General features: G+C 72.5%; 16 protein-coding genes. 6 read left to right on the top strand and 10 right to left on the bottom strand.

Annotation, left to right across the window (positions count from 1 at the left end):
• Positions 1 to 44: 44 nt before the first annotated feature.
• Positions 45 to 887 (top strand): helix-turn-helix domain-containing protein, encoded by an 843-nt coding sequence (locus tag NV263_RS00225; RefSeq protein WP_263250320.1) that lies wholly within the window; start codon positions 45 to 47, stop codon positions 885 to 887.
• Positions 797 to 1,099, top strand: a complete 303-nt coding sequence (locus NV263_RS00220; protein WP_397545611.1) for a DUF397 domain-containing protein — start codon at positions 797 to 799, stop codon at positions 1,097 to 1,099. The genes NV263_RS00225 and NV263_RS00220 overlap by 91 nt, the downstream gene beginning before the upstream one ends.
• 101 nt (positions 1,100 to 1,200) lie before the next feature.
• Here the strand turns inward: NV263_RS00220 and NV263_RS00215 are convergent, their stop codons facing one another.
• The 4 genes from NV263_RS00215 to NV263_RS00200 form a co-directional block, all read right to left on the bottom strand.
• Positions 1,201 to 3,798 (bottom strand): isocyanide synthase family protein, encoded by a 2,598-nt coding sequence (locus tag NV263_RS00215; RefSeq protein WP_263250319.1) that lies wholly within the window; start codon positions 3,796 to 3,798, stop codon positions 1,201 to 1,203.
• A 319-nt stretch (positions 3,799 to 4,117) separates the two neighbouring features.
• On the bottom strand, positions 4,118 to 4,414 hold the full coding sequence (locus tag NV263_RS00210; protein ID WP_263250318.1) for a hypothetical protein: 297 nt from the start codon (positions 4,412 to 4,414) through the stop codon (positions 4,118 to 4,120).
• 186 nt (positions 4,415 to 4,600) lie between these two features.
• Positions 4,601 to 5,506: a phosphotransferase enzyme family protein gene (locus NV263_RS00205; RefSeq protein ID WP_263250317.1), complete on the bottom strand. Its 906-nt coding sequence runs from the start codon at positions 5,504 to 5,506 to the stop codon at positions 4,601 to 4,603.
• Between the two features lie 58 nt (positions 5,507 to 5,564).
• On the bottom strand, positions 5,565 to 6,935 hold the full coding sequence (locus tag NV263_RS00200; protein WP_263250316.1) for a helix-turn-helix domain-containing protein: 1,371 nt from the start codon (positions 6,933 to 6,935) through the stop codon (positions 5,565 to 5,567).
• 221 nt (positions 6,936 to 7,156) lie between these two features.
• Here NV263_RS00200 and NV263_RS00195 point away from each other — a divergent pair, with 221 nt between their 5' ends.
• Positions 7,157 to 7,423: a hypothetical protein gene (locus tag NV263_RS00195; protein WP_263250315.1), complete on the top strand. Its 267-nt coding sequence runs from the start codon at positions 7,157 to 7,159 to the stop codon at positions 7,421 to 7,423.
• A 13-nt stretch (positions 7,424 to 7,436) separates the two neighbouring features.
• Positions 7,437 to 7,775: a hypothetical protein gene (locus NV263_RS00190; protein ID WP_263250314.1), complete on the top strand. Its 339-nt coding sequence runs from the start codon at positions 7,437 to 7,439 to the stop codon at positions 7,773 to 7,775.
• Between the two features lie 345 nt (positions 7,776 to 8,120).
• Here NV263_RS00190 and NV263_RS00185 read toward each other — a convergent pair whose 3' ends face one another.
• Complete coding sequence (locus NV263_RS00185; RefSeq protein ID WP_263250313.1) at positions 8,121 to 11,456, bottom strand: isocyanide synthase family protein; 3,336 nt, start codon at positions 11,454 to 11,456, stop codon at positions 8,121 to 8,123.
• Positions 11,457 to 11,943: 487 nt separating this feature from the next.
• Between NV263_RS00185 and NV263_RS00180 the strand changes: the two genes are divergently transcribed.
• Positions 11,944 to 12,621, top strand: coding sequence for a TetR/AcrR family transcriptional regulator (locus tag NV263_RS00180; protein WP_380758750.1), 678 nt, complete (start codon positions 11,944 to 11,946; stop codon positions 12,619 to 12,621).
• On the opposite strand, the gene NV263_RS00175 is transcribed toward NV263_RS00180, so the two are convergent.
• On the bottom strand, positions 12,591 to 13,769 hold the full coding sequence (locus tag NV263_RS00175) for an amino acid deaminase/aldolase (protein WP_263250311.1): 1,179 nt from the start codon (positions 13,767 to 13,769) through the stop codon (positions 12,591 to 12,593). The two genes, NV263_RS00180 and NV263_RS00175, sit on opposite strands and share 31 nt — an antisense overlap.
• Positions 13,770 to 13,857: 88 nt before the next feature.
• Here NV263_RS00175 and NV263_RS00170 point away from each other — a divergent pair, with 88 nt between their 5' ends.
• On the top strand, positions 13,858 to 15,165 hold the full coding sequence (locus NV263_RS00170) for a D-arabinono-1,4-lactone oxidase (RefSeq protein ID WP_263250310.1): 1,308 nt from the start codon (positions 13,858 to 13,860) through the stop codon (positions 15,163 to 15,165).
• Positions 15,166 to 15,202: 37 nt separating this feature from the next.
• Here NV263_RS00170 and NV263_RS00165 read toward each other — a convergent pair whose 3' ends face one another.
• The 4 genes from NV263_RS00165 to pcaD all read right to left on the bottom strand — a co-directional run bounded on the left by NV263_RS00165 (position 15,203) and on the right by pcaD (position 18,364).
• Entirely contained in the window at positions 15,203 to 15,862 is a 660-nt protein-coding gene (locus NV263_RS00165; protein WP_263250309.1) for an SDR family oxidoreductase, read from the bottom strand.
• 46 nt (positions 15,863 to 15,908) lie between these two features.
• Complete coding sequence (locus NV263_RS00160) at positions 15,909 to 16,547, bottom strand: hypothetical protein (protein ID WP_263250308.1); 639 nt, start codon at positions 16,545 to 16,547, stop codon at positions 15,909 to 15,911.
• 203 nt (positions 16,548 to 16,750) lie between these two features.
• Complete coding sequence (locus NV263_RS00155; RefSeq protein WP_263250307.1) at positions 16,751 to 17,539, bottom strand: IclR family transcriptional regulator; 789 nt, start codon at positions 17,537 to 17,539, stop codon at positions 16,751 to 16,753.
• A gap of 63 nt (positions 17,540 to 17,602) precedes the next feature.
• Positions 17,603 to 18,364 (bottom strand): 3-oxoadipate enol-lactonase, encoded by a 762-nt coding sequence (gene pcaD, locus NV263_RS00150; protein ID WP_263250306.1) that lies wholly within the window; start codon positions 18,362 to 18,364, stop codon positions 17,603 to 17,605.
• Positions 18,365 to 18,472 lie beyond the last annotated feature (108 nt).

Below are 18,472 nucleotides of genomic sequence, written 5' to 3'. Positions count from 1 at the left end.
AGGTCGTGTCTGGCCGGAATCGACGCCGGGGGACAATCGCCTGCATGACCATGCGGAAGACGGTTCGCAGTCGCCGTCTCGGACACGCGCTGCGCGCACTCCGCGAAGACGCCCAGCTGGACCAGGAAACGCTCGCCAAGCGGATCGGCATCTCGCAGTCGCACTTGTCCCGCGTGGAGACCGGGACCAAGAGGCTCGACGCGGACCAACTTCGGAGACTGGTGGCCGAGGTCGGCGCCGGAGAGGAGCACCGCGCCGCGCTCGAAGCGCTGTCCGAGCGGGCCGACACCCCTGGCTGGTGGCAGGAGTACGGCGACATCCTTCCGCAGCCGGTCGAGATGCTCATCGAGCTCGGCGAGGAATCGTCCTGGCTGCGCACGTTCGACAACGTTTACGTCCAGGGCATGCTTCAGACCAGGGAATACGCCGAGGCGGTCATCAGCTGCGCAACGGCCCATGTGCGGGTCACGGATGTCGATCGCCTCGTGGAGCTGCGGATGCGGCGACAGGAACGCCTCTCCGAGCCGAACTTCCGGCTCACGTCGGTCATGACGGAAGGCGTGATCAGGCAGCAGGTGGGCGGCCCGCGCGTGATGCGCCGTCAGCTGCAGCACCTGCTCGACGTGACCGAAAAGCACGACGTCACCGTGCACGTGCTGCCGTTCACCGCTGGCGCTCACCCGGGCTTCGACAGCATTGTCATCTTCGACCTGCCGGACGAGGACTCGCCCGAGGCAGTCTACGTGGACAGCGACACCGCGTGGCGCGTGCACGAACAGCGGGATGCCGTTCGGCAGTGCACGTACACGTTCCATGCCGTGCTGGCCCAGGCGTTGAGCCCGAGGGAATCATTGGACCTGGTGCGGAAAGTCATGAAGGAGATGTGAGCACAGTGGACTCTTCGAGCCACGGTTTAGGGCCGTTGTCCTGGCGCAAATCGACGTACAGCGCCACGGGCGGCTCCTGCGTCGAAGTCGGGCGTCTCGGCGGTGGCGCTGCCGTGCGGGACAGCAAGGACCGCGATGGCGGGTACTTCACCACCACCCGGGCGCAGTGGGGTGCTTTCGTGCGGGCCGTCAAGGACGGTCGGTTCGAGTGACGGGAAAGGGGTGAACGCCTCCACCGAGGCCGTTCACCCCTTCACCGGACGTCCACATTGGAACATAGCGGGATGTGGATGTTCCATTGTGGACTCCCGAATCACCTGCTGCGCAGTCGGATTCCGAGTGAGCTCACCCCGCCGTCCAGCAGGCGGGTCGGGGCCATGAACCAGGGTTGGCGGATGCCGGTGGTCTCCGAGGGTTCCATCCCGGGGACGTAGACCGGTCGGAAGCCCTGGTCGGCCAGGGAGAGGACGTAGTCGACCGAGATCTCGCACTGGTCGTTCAGCGCCGCCGTGCCGTGCCAGGGCATCACGCCCGAGCCGCCGATCGGGACGAAGCGGTAGCGGCCGAGGGCCGGTCGGATCGACAGGCTCATCCGGACGCAGTCGGACTTCCACAGCTGCGCGTAGTCCAGGTCCTCGTCGACGTGCTTGTTGGCCAGGTAGGTGATCGTTTCCTGCCAGGCCAGTTCGAGCAGGTCGGCGCGCGCGTGGCGGACCTCGGCGGGAACCGCCGGGTCGACCACGTCGAGCGGGTCGGCGTACAGGCGTTGCGACCAGGCCAGCGGGTCGCCGCCGCGGTGCGGGACGTCGACGGCGTGCAGGACCGAGCGGAACATCTCGACGAAGCGCGGCATTCCGGCCGCACCCGGGTCGCGGGCGTCGGCTTCGGCCAGTGCCGCCGGGGGATCGCGGCGGACGTCGAGACCGGCGAACGCCGCCTCGTACCGGGCGCGGTGCTCGGCCAGCAGGCGCGGGCGCTCGGCGCGGTCGCCGCAGCGGGGGTGCTCGTCGGCCGCGTCGTCGATGTCGGTCAGCGTGACGAAGCGGTCCGCGCCCGCCTGTTTGAGCAGCTGGTCGAACAGGTGGTGGTAGTCCGCGTAGCGGCCGGGCTCGCGGAACCGGAAATGGCTCGGATCGGTCAGCGCGCTGATCCGCACGCCCGGCGCGTACACCTGGCGCACCGCGGTGTCCAGCTGCAACAGCCGGGCCACCATGCCCACCTCGGACAGGTCGGGAGCGCCGCCGAGGGCCTTGAGGCGCGAACCGTCCTGCTTCGTCGGCGGCCCCAGCAGCACGAACGGGATCGGCTCGCCCGCCTCGATCGCCGCGGCCATGTCCGCCTCGGCCGCCTCCGGCGGGTACGCCGAACGCGCCGTGCCGAAGGCTTTCGCGATCAGCACCCGGTGCACCACCAGCGACGTCGGCGTGCCGGGCGGGGTCGCGGCGCGCACCCGGCGACCGAGCGCGTGCCCGGCCTCGCGGGCCCGGGAGCAGACGTCGCTGATGACCGCCAGTTGCTCGTCGCTGCTGAGCTCCACCCCCTGCTGCCAGACGGTCGGCCGGGTGCTCAGGTCGCCGATCGACAGGTCGGCCAGCGACGTCGTGTGCGACAGGCTCGGCCGCGCGCGGTGGTGACCGCGGCCGACCGGACGCGGGTGCGGCAGGCGCTCGAAGGTCCCGACGGCGGCCTCCTCGCCGGTGCTGAACCCGGGCGGCCGGACGGCCACCACGATCGCCTCGGGGAACGCGTCGAGCAGCGCCACCCGGTTGCCCGCCAGGTCGTCGAAGGCGGCGACGACGTCCATGCCGCGCAACGCCTCGACCTTGTGCCGGGCGGTGCCGCGCGGGTCGTCGTCGGCCATCGTGCGCAGTTCGAGGTGGCCGAGCCCGTGCCGGGCCAGCAGCGACGCGGTGGCCGCGCGCATGTGCTCGCGACGTCCGGTCGGGCACACCACCCGTCCCCCGGCGCGCTCCACGTCGCGGACGAAGCGGACCAGCCCGGGGGCGATCTCGTCGGTGGCCAGCGCATCCCCGCTCCACGACAGGCTCGCGCGGTACTCCCGGTACAGCGCGCCCCAGTCCAGATCCGGGCGGCGCAGGTGCAGGCCGTGGTGCTCGACGAACGACGCCCACCCCGGCTCGTAGAGCCCCGGCAGGACGTCCAGCGGCCCGGCCAGCTCCGCGACCCCGTGCACGCGGCCGACCCGCCGCAACGCCGTCCGCACCCGCCGACGCGGGTGCAGCGCGCAGAAGTCCAGGTCCACGGCCACCACGGGACGCGGCAGCGCGGGGTCGGCGCGGCGGCGGGCGCTGCGCTCCCTGACCCGGCGCAGCACCGAGCGCAGCACCTCGTCCTGCGCGGGCGGGACGCTGCGCGCGAAGCGGCGCCACGGGTGGTCGCCGTCGAGCAGGGCGGCCACCCGCGGTTCCAGGTGGGCCAGTTCGTGGGCGAGCACCCGCTCGAGCGCCTCCCCGACGTCGGCGCCCAGCAGCGCCGAGCACACCCGAGCCAGCCGGTCGAGCCCGCGGTCCACGTCGCGGACGCAGCGGGACACCGCCTCGACATCGGCCGGCGCGACGTCCGGCAGCACGACCCGGCCGGTCGCGCCGGACACCGCGACGTCCACCTCCCCCACCGGCACCAGGCCCTCGGCCAGCAGTTCCCGGACGGTGACCACCACCGGCCGGACGAGCACTTCGCACAGGTGGTCCACCGCTGACCACGTGGGTGGACGCTCGTGCAACACCTTCCGCAACCGCGCGGAGACGTCGGTCGGATCGGCGGAGGCGAGCGCACCCACCGGGACGACGTGGGCCCGGTCGGGAACCGCGTCCGCGCAGTAGAGCGGCACCAGGTCGTCCCGCGCGGCCAGGGGCCGCGTTTCCTCCCGCATTCGTTCGAGACCGCGCACGGGGCCTCCCATCCTGTTCAGCTGTCACTTCACGGGCATGCGACATCGCGGCGATCACCTGCTCGGCGGTACCGCCGGGCCCCTGGCGGAGCGCATGGTTGATCGCCGGATGTCACGGAATCCGGTGAACCGGCAACGGGTGCCGGAACACGGGCACGCCGATCGGACCGACGTCCGCTCCTCGCGCGGGCGCGATCTCGCCGCGAGCTGCTCCGGCGACGCGGGCGCGTCGCCGGGTGCGCTGTCGCGGAGCCGGAAAACCGCTCAGCGAAGCCGGAATCGCGGTGCGATCCGGTGGATCAGGTGTGTCGCCGAATGGTCATTCGTCGTCGGTGAACTGCACGGTGGTCGGGCACCGGATCTCCGCCAGGCGGTCCGCCGCCGCACGGCCGCGGCGCTGGAGTTCGCGGCGCGAGATCCAGCCGATCGCGTAGTACCGGTACGCCTGGCCGAGCATCGTCAGTTCGGCGAGGTGGTCGGCGCTGCGCCGCCGGGAATCCGGGGATAGGTGCGGCAGCATCCACACCTGGTCGGTGACCAGGTCGTCGAGCAGCCGTGCCGTGCTCAGCGCGCGCCTGCGCCGCCAGTTCAGGATCGGCTTGCCCAGCTTCGCCATCCGACAGCCCGTCCAGTCACGATGTCCCTGCCGTTCGCTCGTATGGTTTACCCCCAACAAGCCGATTCCGTCACCAGGAATCACAAAACCCACGCGCGAGACGACCAGCTGTCGCCCGAACGGACGCGTCCGATCGTTGAGTGGTTCCAGTACCGGCACCGCCGCGCGGCACTCCCGGAACGCTCCCTAGTTGTACGGGGCCCATTGGGCGGCCAGGTCGCCTTCGCGGATCGTGCGCAACCGGCGGTGCAGCTGCTCCCGCACCGCGGGATTGCTGCGCACGATCGGCAGCACGCCGGACGTGATCTTGAGTTCCCGCAGCTCGCGCAGCACCGGGAAGCCCTCCCACGCCGTGATGTCGCAGCCGTAGACCCGGGCCAACTGCTCGTGCCACTCCGGTGGATGCCCCATCCGCAGCCGACCCACCGCGATCGGCGTCAGGTCCCACTCCGGGGGCCCGATGCACAGCGAGTCCAGGTCGCACAGCAGCGGACCGTCCGGACCGCTGATCACGTTGCCCAGGTGCGCGTCGGCGTGGATGACCGCGCGCGGCAACGGGAACTCCAGCTCGTCCAGCCGTTCCTCCAGGTGGTCGCAGCGCCGCTCCAGGAACGCCCGGTCCGCCGGGTCGATGTCCTCGGCGTCGAACAACCGCCGCCGGATGTCGGCGATCGGCTGCCACTCCGGGAAGTCCGGCAGTATCGGCAGGCCGTGCATCAGCCGCAGCAACCGCCCGAGGTCGGCGCCGCTGGGCGCCGGACCGATCTCCGGGACGTACTCCCACAGCGTCGCCAGGTGGGCACCGGTCCGCACCGGCTGTTCGACGCCCGGCAGCAGGCGCACGGCGGGCACGCCGTGGAAGTTCAGCCACCGCGCCCCGATGACAGCGTTGTCGGCGCGGTGCGAAACGGACTCCGACAGCACGACGCGGACGATCACGGGGTGCTCTTGGAGCAGGAAAACCCCGTTGTTGACGAATCGGATCAGGCGGGCACCGGTCGGGTCCAGGCCGACGGATGCGCAGATCTCGGTCAGTGCGAGTTCCAGCTCCGGCGGAACGCACCGACCCTCTTCAATCGCGTATGTCTTCATGTTCAATCTCGAAACCGACGCCGCCGGACGCGAGGGGCTCATCCGGCCACGTGCGTCATCACGCCAGGCGGAACCGCCGGACGTCCTCGTAAAGGTCACGGACATCGGAGTTCATCCGGTTCGCCCCGGCCTCGCGTTCGAGGGGCTTGAGCCGGTCGGCGACCCGGGCGGACTTGACCCGTTCACCGACCTCCAGGGCCCTGCGCGCCACCCGGATGCCCTCCTGCGTGTCCCCGCAGCGGAGGTGGTTGGTGGCTTGCAGGCTCAACCCGAACACGTGGGTGCGCTGCATGTCCGCGCCGTACGCCTCGTTGCACTTGATCGTCTCCGCGACGGCGATCGGCGCGTGCTTCTTCGGGTCGAACTCGGCGAGCGCGTCGTGCGCCGAACCGATCATCCCGTGCAGGTCGTTCTCGGTGAAGAACCGCACCCAGTCCGGCGCCTCCGAGACGTCGGAGCGGGCGAACTCGTCCTTGGTGCGACCGACCATCTTCTGCACCTGGTCGGGCTTGTTGAGCATGCCGTACGCCCACGCCTCGTTGGCGCAGAGCACGGCCACGGTGAGCGGGTTTCCGGACTCCTGAGCGGCGATCTGGCCCAGTTGGAACAACTTCAACGCCTCGTTGGGCTCCTGGTAGTGCAGGTACACCCGGCCCATCCGGTACAGCACGCTGGCCACCAGGCCGTCGTCCTCGGCCTGCTTGGCGAACTCCAGCGCCTTGCCGAAGTGACCGCGCGCGGGATCGAGCAGACCGGTGTCGAACGAAGTCCAGCCGGCCAGGCTGTGCATGTCCGCCAGAGCCACGAACAACTGCTTGCGCACGGGGTCCGCGGCGGTGGAGTCGAGCAGCTGTTGCGCCCAGGACAGCTGGGCCACCACGGCGTCCCGGCACGTTCCCCCGCCGTACCGGTAGTCGAGGTCTCGAAGTGCCTTGGTGGCCGCGAGGATCTGCTGGACGTCGCTCATGCCGATGCGGGTCGGAGCGGGTGTCGCGGCGCTGGCCGGCACCCAGGAGCTCTGCTCGGCGCCGAAGACGGCCGCCCCCATGGTGACCGCCGCGGCATGCGACAGGAACTTCCGTCGTTTCACCGACTCGTCCTCCTCAGCGTCGGGGGCGGTGTTCGCGTTGGCGACACGCAAAGCCGTTGCCCCGTCGTACGCGAGGCCCATGTAGCCCCGCGGTATTCCCAACCCGTCGGCGATCCGGGCCAGCACGTCGTAGGCCATGACCTGCCGTCCCTTGAGGATCTCGGACACCTCGGACTGGGACTGGCCCGTGGACGCGGCGATCTGGCGCTGGGAGACGCCGTGCCGGCGGAGTTGCCGGTAGACCTCGCTGATGTCCCGTCGGGCCAGCGCATCCCGCATCTCCCGGCCGTCCCAGACGTCGGGTGTAACGGGAGATCCGCCAGAACCGATGATGTTCATTTAGACCCCCTCACGCTCTGCACGGGCGTTGGTCGCAGAGTAAGGGCACTTCGCTGACACGAGGAAGTGCGCATCGGTGGAGCTGATCGGCAGGGGTGAAGTCCGCCGACCGTTCGTCGTCACCGTCTGCCCGGTCGTCGCCTGACGACTAGGCGAGGAGTGCGACGCGTACCAATCTAGTCTTCGCAAGCAACCGAGCACGGACGGGAACGGCGGAGACAGTGGACACCGAGCACGCGGGGAGCACCGAGCGCCTGGCCACCCCGAGGCCATCGGCCGAGTTCGCCCCGGTGCCCGAGGACCGCCGCCGGTGGTGGCGGTTCGACTGTCGGGACGTCGCCAACGTCCAGCGGTTCCTGACCGTGCTCGTCAACCGGGACAGGGTGGTTCTCGTCGGACCGCCTGGTCATGCCGCGGGGTTGTCGAGGTCCGGTGCCGCCCGGGTGAGCACGGCCCTGCGGGATGCCGCTGTGCAGGCGAGAAAGTGACGGTGACGTTTCGGTGGACGAGATCCTGGGACAGGTGCTGCGCAACGCGGTGTGGGAGCGGCTCGATGTGTTGACCGAGCTGGCGAACCGCGCGGACGCCCCGTCCTTGCTCACCGTGGCGCGCTCCGAGCTCCCGCGGCTCACCGCGGGATGGCGGACGCTGCTCGCCGCTCACGAACCCGACAGCAGGGGGAACTGCCCCGAGTGCTCCAGCCGCAGACGACCCAGCAAGGCGCCCTGTTCGGTGTGGCGCGCGGCCTACGAGCACTTGGTGAGCGGTGCCCTCGCCCCCCGTCCCGCCCGGCACCTGCGACCCGCGCACGCGTTGCGCCCGGCGGCGCAGGTGCCGTAGACCGGCGGACTCGGTCCCGGACAGCACAACACCTCCTCCCCGACCCGGAACAGACCGAGCATCCGCCTGACGGCGGCCGGCGGACGTGAGTCGTGACCCCCGACCTCGACGAGCGTTCGCCGGCCACCGCCGACAACTGCACAGACTTCCGCGGGCCGGTGCTGACGCACTCCCCTCCCCCCGACCGGCGCCGGTCCGCGGAATCCAACGGCTCCGACGTCCGTTTCCCCGGACGGGCCTCGGGGTTCGAAAAGGCCCTGTGGTTCGTAGTCCCCGAACGAACCCCAGGGCCTTTAATACGTCTCGCGTGGCTGGTTCGCCGCGCACGACGAGCACGACATGCTCTCACTTCCGGCGGAGCCGGATGCGGGAGGCGAAGTCCGGGTCGAGGCGGACGCCGGTGGCGCGTTCGGCGCTGCGCGGGCTCGGCAGCGGGGAACCGCCGGGGACGTCGAGGTGGGTGGCGTCGGCCGGCACCATGAACCACGGCTGGCGGGGCCCGAGCAGCGGCGAGTACACCGGGACGAAGCCCTGGTCGAGCAGGGAGACGGCGAAGTCCACGGCGACCCGGCCCCGCGGGTCGACGACCCCGGTGCCCTGCCACGGCAGCAGCCCCGAGCCGCCGAGGTAGGTGAAACCGAGGCAGCCCTGCCGGACCGCGCTGAGCGTCAGCCGGATGCGGTTCGGGAACATCCGCTCGTAGCCGAACTCCTCGTCGACCTGCATCGTCGCCATGTACCGGAGCACGGCGTCCCAGGCGCGGCGCAGCACGGCCGCGCGCGCCCGCCGGACGGACTCGGGCGCGGTCGGGTCGGTGACGTTGTAGATGTCCGAATAGACCACTGTGGACCATTCCAGCCGTGGTGCGCCGGAGGGCGCCGGGACCGGCACCGAGTACACCAGCGACATCAGGATCTCCCGGAACAACCCGATGACGTTCGGGTGGAACTCCGGAACCCGCGCGGTGAAGTCGTGGACGCGTTCCAGGGTGCGCAGCGGGTTGTCGGTGATGTCGAACGGTCGCAGCGCGTCGGCGAGCAGCCTGCGGTACCGGTCGATCCGCTCCGCCCGCTCGGCGGGCAGGCCGTCGCCGAGGCGGCGCACCGCGACCTCGTCGACCTCCTCGACCGAGGTGCGCCCGCCGATCCCGGCCAGCTCGGCGTATTCCCGCAGTCTGCGGCGGTAGACGGCGGTGATCGACGGCGGCCGGGTCCGGAAGTGCCTGCCGTCGGTGAGGATGTTGAACCGCAGGCCGGGTTCGTACACCGCGCTGACCGCCCGGTGCATCTCGCGCAACCGGGCCATGCCGCCGAACTCGGCGAGGTCGGGCAGCGGGCCGGACGCCTTGAGCCGGTTCAGGCACTGCTTGACGGGGAATCCCAGCAGCACCACGTCGATCGGCTCGCCGCGCCGCAGGAACGGCTCGGCGTCCCGGCGCAGGTCGTCGAACCGGTAGTGCGACCGGGATCCCTTGAGGAACTGCTTGCGGGTGAGCACGTGGTGCAGCGCGCGGAGCGTGCGCTCGCGGCGCTCCTCCGGATCGGCGGTCCCGCCCGGGGCGAACTTGGCCAGCGCCGCGCGCGCCGTCCGCGCCGCCGCGCGGTCCACGTCGGCCACCACCGAGTCCACAATGGACTGGGTTTCGACCTCGGTCAGGTGCACCGCCCAGTCCTGCGCCGGCCGGTTGCCGCGCAGCGCGCCGATCTGCAGCTCCTCCAGGGAGTGCGTGTTGGACAGCCGCGGTCCGGGCGGCCCGGGGTGCGGTGCCGTCTCGAAGGTCGCGACGGCGGAGGCGGTGTCGTCGAGCCGCGCGGCCGCCACCCCCGGGGCCCGCACCGCGACCGCCAGCGCGCCGGGGAACTCCTCGGTCAGCGCCGCGCGCACCTCCGGCTGGTCGTCGAAGACCGCGACGACGTCGCCCAGTCCGCGCAGCGCAGCCGCCTTGGCCGCACCGGGGCGGTCGCGCGGCTCGGCGGGCACGCACAGCAGCGCCGCGTCCGGCACCCCGGCAGCGGCCAGCGCCGCGCGGGTGCTCTCGCGGAACCGCTCGCGCCGTCCGGTGTAGAACACCGCGCGGCCACCGGCATCGCGGACGTCCCAGACGAACCGCGCGAGCCCGGCGTTCACGCCGTCGGCGCTGAGGTCGTCGCGCAGCCTCGGTTGCAGGGCGCGGACGAAGTCGACGCGCACCGCTTCCCAGTCGACCCCGGGGTAGCGCGCGCCGAGCCCGCCGAGGTCGACGAAGGCGCGCCAGGCCGCCGGGACCGGGCTGGGCAGCACCGGCAGCGCGTCCGGGTGAGCGAGCTCGACGATGCCGTCCGGCGCACCCGGCCGCGGTCCGGCGACCGCGCGGGCGGCGTCGCGGATCCGGCCGTGCGGCACGATCCCGCACATGTCCAGGTCGATCGCCACGACCGGTTGCGGCGCGTCGGGCTCTCGGCGGCGCTTCCGGGTCGCCGCCTGCACCCGGGACAGCACCTCCCGGAGCACGGTGTCCTGCGATTCCGGCACGCTGTGCGCGTAGCTCCGCAGCGGCTGCGCGCCGGCGAGGAGTTCGGCCGTGCTCGGCGCCAGGTAGCGCATCTCCTCGGCCACCACCCGTTGCACCGCGTCGCGCACCAGGCGTTCCGCCCGGCCGGTCCGGACGAACGCGGTGGTCAGCGCGTCGAGACCGGCGAGCAGCGCGGACACGCCGCCGTCGACTTCGGCCCGGTCCGGCCGGTCGACCACCCGGTCGCACCCGGTGACCACGATGCGCCCGGTGGCCCGCAGCTCGGGCGAGAGCTCGACGCCGACGCCGCGCTCGTCCAGCGAGAACAGGCCGATCCGGTGGTGGTCCAGGGCGATCCGGAAGGTCCGCAGCAGCGGGCGGACGAAGTGGTCCAGGAAGTAGCCGAGTTCGTCCTCGCGCCGTTCGAAGCGGTTGCCTAGCACCGCGTCCAGCAGCCCGGGGGTGCCGTCGCGCAGCGCCGCCAGCGGCACGACCACGGTCCCGCCGGGATGCCCCGGGTGCGCGGGCGACGGCTCCGGGACGCGCAGCAGCGCCGTCACGTCGTCGGCCACGACCGCGGCCGGCAGCTGCTGGGTCGCGCAGTGCATCCGCAGCAGCGGGTCGGACTCGACGGCCGACGCCAGTCGTTCCCAGCCCCGCAACCAGCGCAGCGCCCGGTCGCGGGAGTCCACGTGCTCCAGGACGACGGTCCGCTCCGGCACGCACACCACGACCGGTCGGTCCGGCCCGGGCAGCGGCAGTCGCCTGCCGGGATCGGTGACCGCGTCCAGGCACCGCCACGCCAGGTCCTCGCTCCCGGCGGTCAGCACCTCCTCGGCGACACCGATCGCCCCCGTACCGTCCTCGCCGGTGTTCGAGCCGGTCAGGGTCCGGGTGAGCCGGTACAGCCAGGCGGGGTCGCGGCGACGGCGGGTGCGGCGCAACCGCACCAGCGCCTCGTACAGGTCGCCCCAGGTCGGCGCGGGACCGAGCGGAATCCCGACGCCCGCGCCGGGACCGGCGAGCCGGAACTGCCCGCGCCACTCGACCCGGAGCCCGTAGCCGCCCTCGGACAGCAGCGCGTTCGCCGCCCGCTCGGTCAGCGGCGACCAGGGTCCGGGGGCCGGGTCGTCGGCCTCGTGCGTACCGCCCGTCGAGGCGGGGAGTCTGGAGGTCAGCCGCGCGGTCACGGCGTCACGCCGCGCAGGGCGCGCGAGTAGGCGGCGGCGAACGCGGCCGTGGCTCCCGCCGGGATCTGCCGGGGGAGAAAACGGGGAAAACCGAGAAGATGAGAGGCAGCCGCGCAGTGACCCACGATTACCTTTCTGTCACGGAGCATGACGACCCGGATCACACTAGATAGCGACCTCCACGCTGACAATATGACCGAACGCATACGCCGCCCCGCTAACGCGATCATCTCCGCAGGTCAGCGGTCATCCTGTGGAACAGGTACGGCACAGTGCCCGGGCACCCGTCAAGCCGGTCGTCGCGGGTTCACCCGTTCGACCGATACTCGTGTTCGGCATGTCCGTACCCGCGAGCCCGGCCCGAACGGGAAACTGTGGACAACGCCGGTGCCCCTCCCCGGCACCGGTGACCAGACCGCCGATCCGCCGGGTTCGGCTCCCCTCCCAGGGCTCACCTGAAAGAGAATCACGGGCGCGGTCGGCAAGTATGGTCTCAGAACATGATCAAGGAGTTGCCTTGCCTACCGAAGTAGCCCCGCTGCGCCGCAAGCCGGTCCAGCAGCGCAGCGCGCAACGTGTGGAGAAGATGCTGGAGGCGTGTGCTCAGCTCATCGACGAAGTGGGCTACGACGGGTTGACGACCACCCTCATCGCCGAACGGGCCGGAGTGGCGGTCGGCTCGCTCTACCAGTTCTTCCCGGACAAGCGCGCCGTGGTGCAGGAACTCACGCTGCGCAACCTGGACCGGTTCGTGCGCACCGTGTCCGCCCGTTTCGAGCAACTGGAGCTGGAGCACTGGTGGGACGCCGTGGACGCGGTCTTCGACGTCTACCTGACGATGCACCGCGAGGTCCCCGCCTTCAGCCGGTTGCACTTCGGCGACGTCGTCGACCTGCGCCTGTTGGACCCGAGCAAGGACAACAACGCGGTCATCGCCGAGAAGCTCACCGCGCTGATCGCCGAGGAGTTCGGGCTCGACCCGACCGAGCTGACGCTGCCGCTGTCGGTCGCCGTGGAGGCCGCGGACGCGGTCCTGCACCTGGCGTTCCGGCGCGCCCCCGCCGGGGACCCCACCCTCGTCGCCGAGGCCAAGGAACTCGTCCGCGGCTACCTGTCGAACCGGCTGCCGGACGATCAGCCGAACGACCTGCCCTCGCCGCGGTAGGTGGGCACCGTCGCGACGAGTTCGTCGCCGTCCAGCAGGTGGTAGTGCGGGAAGCGCTCGGCGAGTTCGCCCGCCTTGGCGTGCCGCAGCCACACCCGGTCGCCGAGCCGCAACCGCCGGGCGGCCGGGCCGACCACGGGCGTCTGCACCTCCCCGGCCCCCTCCGTCGCGGTCAGGCGCAGACCGCGCGGCAGGTGCGGCGCGGGCTCCCGGTCCCGACCCGGCGCACCGGAGGCGATGTAGCCGCCGCCGAACAGCGTCGCGGCGCGCGCGGCGGGCCGGTGCACGACGGGCAGCGCGAACAGCAGCGCCGGGCGCGGCCGGAAGGCGCGGTAGGAGTCGAACAGCGTCGCCCCGACCAGACCGGACCCGGCGGCGACCTCGGTGACGGCCGGTTCCGCGGCGGTGCGCTCCAGGCTCCCGGTGCCGCCGCCGTTGACGAACTCCAGCGAGGTCTCGGCGCGGACCGCCGCGACGACCTCCGCCCGCCGGCCGGCCAGTTCCGCGGCCGAGCGCCGCTGCATCCAGCGCAGCGCGGCGGCGCGCAGCGGGCGTCCGGGCGGCGCGTCGCCGAGCCCGGCGATCTGGCCCTCGTAGACCATCAGCCCGACCACCCGGAACCCCTTGCGCCGCACCGCTTTCCGGGCGAGCGCCCGGGCCTGGGCGACCGAGTGCACGGGCGACCTGCGGGTGCCGATGTGCAGCCCGGGCAGCGGGCGCCAGGACGCGTCGACCTCCAGGCACAGCCGGATGTCGGGGCGGTCCGGCCCGACCGCGGCGTCGATGAGGTCGAGGTGGTCGGTGGAGTCGACGACGAGCGCGATGGCCGCGGCGGCGGCCGGATCGGCGGCGAGCGCGCGCAGCGCCGCGCGGTCGGCGGTCGGGTAGGCGACGAGGATGTCGTCGCTGAGACCTTCCCGGTGCAGCCAGAGGGCTTCGGCGAGGCTGTAGCACATCAGCCCCGCGCAGCCCGGGGTTTCCAGGGCGCGGCGCAGGAGGTCCCGGCAGCGCACCGATTTGGTGGCGATGCGGATCGGCCGACCGCGCGCCCGGCGCACCAGGTCGGCCGCGTTGCGGCGGAACGCGTCGAGGTCGACCACCGCGAACGGGGGGTCGAGATCGCTGGTGATGCCATCGAGGTTCCGCACGGCACAACACGGTAGGCCGAACCCCCTTGTTATGTGAATCTCTTTCACATAATTTCTTCGGCTACCCACCCGAAGGAGGGGCTCGGCCATGACCGCCTGGACGAACTGGGCACGCACCGCCACCGCGATCCCCCACCGCACGGTCAGCCCGCGCGATCCGGAAGAGGCCGCCGCGGCGATCAGCGCTGCCGCCCGCGAGGGCCGCACCGTCCGACCGCTCGGCAGCGGCCATTCCTTCACCCCGGTCGGCGCCCCGCAGGACGCCGTCGCGCTGGACCTCTCGCGGTGGACCGGGATCGTGCGCGCCGACCCGGGAACCGGGCTGGTCACCGTGCGCTCCGGAACCCCGCTGCACCAGCTCAACGCCGAACTGGACGCGCTGGGACTGGCCATGGCCAACCTCGGCGACATCGACCGGCAGACCGTCGCCGGGGCGATCTCCACCGGCACCCACGGCACGGGCGCGCGCCTCGGCGGCCTGGCCACCCAGGTCGAGGAACTGGAACTGCTGCTCGCCGACGGTTCGACGCGCACCTGCTCGCCCCGGCAGGAGCCGGAGCTGTTCGACGCCGCCCGCGTCGGGCTCGGCGCGCTCGGCGTGATCACCACCGTCACGCTGCGCTGCGTCCCCGCGTTCGCGCTCGCCGCCGACGAGCACCCGGAGCCGCTGGACGGGGTGCTGGAGCGCTTCGACGACCTGGTCCGGGACAACGACCACGTCGAGTTCTACTGGTTCCCGCACGGGTCGAACACGCTGGTCAAGCGGAACAACCGGCTGCCGGACGACCGGCCCCCGCGACCGCTGCACCCGGTGCGGCACTTCCTGGAGTACGAGGTGCTGGAGAACCGGGTGTTCGGCGCGCTGTGCCGCGTCGGGCGCGGGGTGCCCGCGCTGGTGCGGCCGCTGAACCGGCTGTGCGGCTCGACCTGGTCGTCCCGTTCCTACAGCGACCGCTCGCACCGGGTGTTCACCACGCCCCGCAGCGTCCGCTTCGTGGAGAGCGAGTACGCCGTGCCCCGCGAGGCGCTGCACGACGTGCTGACCGAGCTCCGCGCGGCCGTCGGCCGGCTGGAGCACCCGGTGATGTTCCCGGTCGAGGTCCGAGTGGCGGCGGCCGACGAAATCTGGCTGTCCACCGCGTACCGGCGGCCGACCGCCTACGTCGCGATCCACCAGTTCGCCGGGATGCCCTACCGGCACTGGTTCCGCACCTTCGAGGACATCGCCACCGCCGCCGGGGGCCGCCCGCACTGGGGCAAGGTGCACGGCCTCGACGCCGACGAGCTGCGCGGGCGCTATCCGCGCTTCGAGGACTTCCGGCGCGTGCGGTCCGCGGTCGACCCGCACGGCACCTTCCGCAACCCCTACCTGGACCGCGTCCTCGGACCGCCGTGACGGCCGGAGCCGTTCCGCGCAGCGGGCGCTGCGCTGCTCACCTCGCGACGGCGGCCTCGACGGCCTCGGCGACGGGTGCGTCGCCGTTGACCACTTCCAGCGCCCGGTGCACCGAGCGCCGCTCGCCGATCAGCGCGAGCAGCACCGCCGCCACGTCGGCCCGGGTCACCTCGGCCCGCTCCACCGACGCGCCCAGCCGGACCCGGCCGGTCGGGGCGTCGTCGGTCAACCGCCCCGGGCGCAGGATCGTCCAGTCCAGGTCGCGGCGGCGCAGGTCCGCCTCGGCGGCCCGCTTGGCGTCCAGGTACGCGCCGAACGCCTCGCCCACGTCCGGCGGGTTGGGGCGGGTCGTGCCCATGGCGCTGATCTGGAGGAAGCGCCGGACCCCCGCCTGCTCGCAGGCTTCGGCCAGCAGCACCGAGGCGGCGCGGTCCACGGTGTCCTTGCGCGGCGTCCCGCTGCCCGGCCCGGCGCCCGCGGCGAACACCGCGACGTCCGCTCCGGCCAGCTGCGCGGCGAGTTCGGCGGCGTCGATCAGTTCCAGGTCGGCGAGGCGCGGTTCCACCCCGTCGGCGCGCAGCTCGGCCGCGTGGTCGGGGTTGCGGATCAGTCCGAGGACCGAGTCCCCGCGTTCGGCCAGCAGCCGGCCTAGGTGTCGAGCGATCTTCCCGTGCGCTCCGGCGATGACGACTCGCATGCCACCCAACGTAGAGGTCTGCGGTCCGGCCCGCCGGGACGCGGGGTCAGCTGCGCGACGGCGCGGGCGCCTCGGCGGCGATGAGCTGCTGGTAGACGATCTCGTTGACCCAGCGGGACACGGCGGTGTGCTCGGCCGGGGGCTCGTCGTGGAAGCAGCGGCCCGGCAGTTCCACGTCCACGGTCTCGCCGTCCGCGCTGAGCACCGCGATCCCGAACTGGCGCGCGCGGATCAGGCAGGTCGAGGTGAAGTCGGCGGCCACCGCGACGCTCTTGGGCACCACGATCGCGGTGCTGGTGAACCGCGCGAACGGCACCGCGGCGGTCAGCGCGCTGCGCCAGTGGCGGGCCGGGGCGAGCATCCCGGTGACGCGCGCGGCCGGCGGCGGCACCCGGCCGTCCATCTCCGGCCACACCCACGTGGCGGTCTCGGCGCGGTCCAGCACCGGATCGCTGCCGAAGCAGACGCGTTCGGCGTGCGCCTCGGGGACCAGCTCGGCCACCGGGACCACGTGCCGCCCGAGGATCCGCAGCGGCGTGAGCACGCTGCCCGGCCAACCCAGCGTCTCGGCGGCGAGCTCGCCGATCCGGTCGACGGCGGCGGCGAACCCGAGCGGAGATCGAACCTGTCCCGAGCAGACCCGGACCTCGTTGTCGGCCGCGGCACGTCCCGGCGTTGCGGTCACGGCTTCCCGCCTCCCTCGATGAGCTGCTGCACTGGGGGCGCCCGTTGCCGGGCGCGAGTTGACTAAAACAGCTCCGCGCCGTTCCTGCGCTGCTCAACGGGGGTCGCTGCGACCGGCGGCCGACATCGGTCGGTGACTGGTCGATGAGTGACAACACGACTTCAGCTCGGCCGTGCGGCCATTCAGGTGAAGCCCGAAACCGGTCAACGCGACAGCACGTCGTAGCCGACGCGCTCGTGCTCGACCAGTCGGCCCCGGATCGCTTCCGCCGCTGGGAGCAACGGCTTCACCAGTCTGGACACCTCCGCGCGGACGCTGTGCGCCACCACTCCCAGCGCGGCGACGACCGCTCCGCTCCCGTCGTGCACCGGCACCGCCACCGAGCAGTTCCCGAGCGTCATCTCCTCGTTCGCCGACGCGTACCCGCGGGCGCGCACGCCCTGCAGCTCCCGCCCGAGGCGGCCGGGCTCGGTGATGGTGTACGGCGTCTGCCGGGAGAGTCCGCGCTCGCAGTACTGGTGCATCACGGCGGCCGGCGCGTGCGCGAGCAGCACCTTGCCCACCCCCGTCGAGTGCAGCGGCAGGCGGCCGCCGGTGCGGGAGACGATCGGCACGGCCCGCGGCGTGGTCAGCTTCTCGACGTACACGGCCTCCATGCCGTCGCGGACCGCGAGGTGCACGTTGTCGTGGGTGTGCTGGCACAGCTCCTGCATGTAGGGCAGCGCGATCTCGCGCAGCCCGCTGTTCACCGGGCAGAGCAGTCCGATCTCCCACAACCGCAGGCCGATCGAGTAGCGGCCGTCGGCGTCGCGTTGCAGGGCGCCCCACATCTCCAGCTCGCCGACCAGCCGGTGCGCGGTGGCCAGCGGGATTCCGGCGCGGCGGGCGATGCCGGTGAGGGTGAGCCGGGTGTGGTCGACGTCGAAGGCGGTGAGCACGCTCAGCGCCCGCGCTGTCACCGACCGACCGGGATCCCGGCTGTTGCCCGCCATCGCGATCCTCCCGTTCAGCACCGTGCCCTCAGCCCAGCACAGTCGCGCGACCACGCCAAGCCCTCACAACAGGGCCGTGAACTCCGCGGCCTGCTCGACGTTGGCGAGGTGGGCGGCGTGCGGGAGGACCTCCAGGCGGGCGTTGTCGCCGATCCCGGCGGCGATGGCCGCGGCGTGGTCGGGCGGCGTGGCCGGATCGTCGGCGCCCGCGACGACCAGCGCGGGCGCGGTGATCGAAGGCAGGTCCGCGCGCAGGTCGACGTGGCCGATCACCTCGGAGCACAACGCGTACGCCTCGTCGTCGGTGCTGGCGATCATCGCCGCGTACACCGCGGTCTCGGCGGCGTGGTGCTCCCGGAAGTACGGGGTGAACCAGCGCTCGATGGTCGGCGAGACGAGTTCGTTGGTGCCGTGCTCGCGGGCGGCCGCTGCCCGCGCCAGCTCGGCGCGCTCCTGGTCCAGCCACGCCGAGGTGCAGCAGGCCACGAGCCGGTCGACGCGGTCCGGCGCGTGCGCCGCCAGCCACAGGCCGATCATGCCGCCGAGCGAGGAGCCCAGGAACGCGGCGCGTTCGACGCCGACGTGGTCGAGCAGCGCCAGCACGTCACCGCCGAGCTCGGCGAGGGTGTAGGGACCGGGCGGGGTCGGTGAGCCGCCATGCCCGCGCTGGTTGTAGCGCAGCACCCGGTAGGAGGCGTTGAGCGCGTCGATCTGCGGGTCCCACATCTCCCAGGTGCAGCCGAGCGCGTTGGACAGCACGATCGCCGGGGCGTCCGGGCGTCCGGACTGCTGCCATTCGAGCCCGAGCTCCTCCCACCGAGTCACCTGACTCCCTCCGTCGCCTCCTCCCACGCCGCCCGGCCGCTGAGCAGGTCGTCGCGCGGGATGGCGTGGCCACGATGCCGCAGGTGGCATGGAGGGTACGCGGGCGAG

It is taken from the genome of Saccharopolyspora rosea (assembly GCF_025643595.1).
GTDB classification, from domain to species: Bacteria; Actinomycetota; Actinomycetes; order Mycobacteriales; family Pseudonocardiaceae; genus Saccharopolyspora; species Saccharopolyspora rosea.
This window is presented reverse-complemented; position numbering and strand designations above follow the sequence as displayed.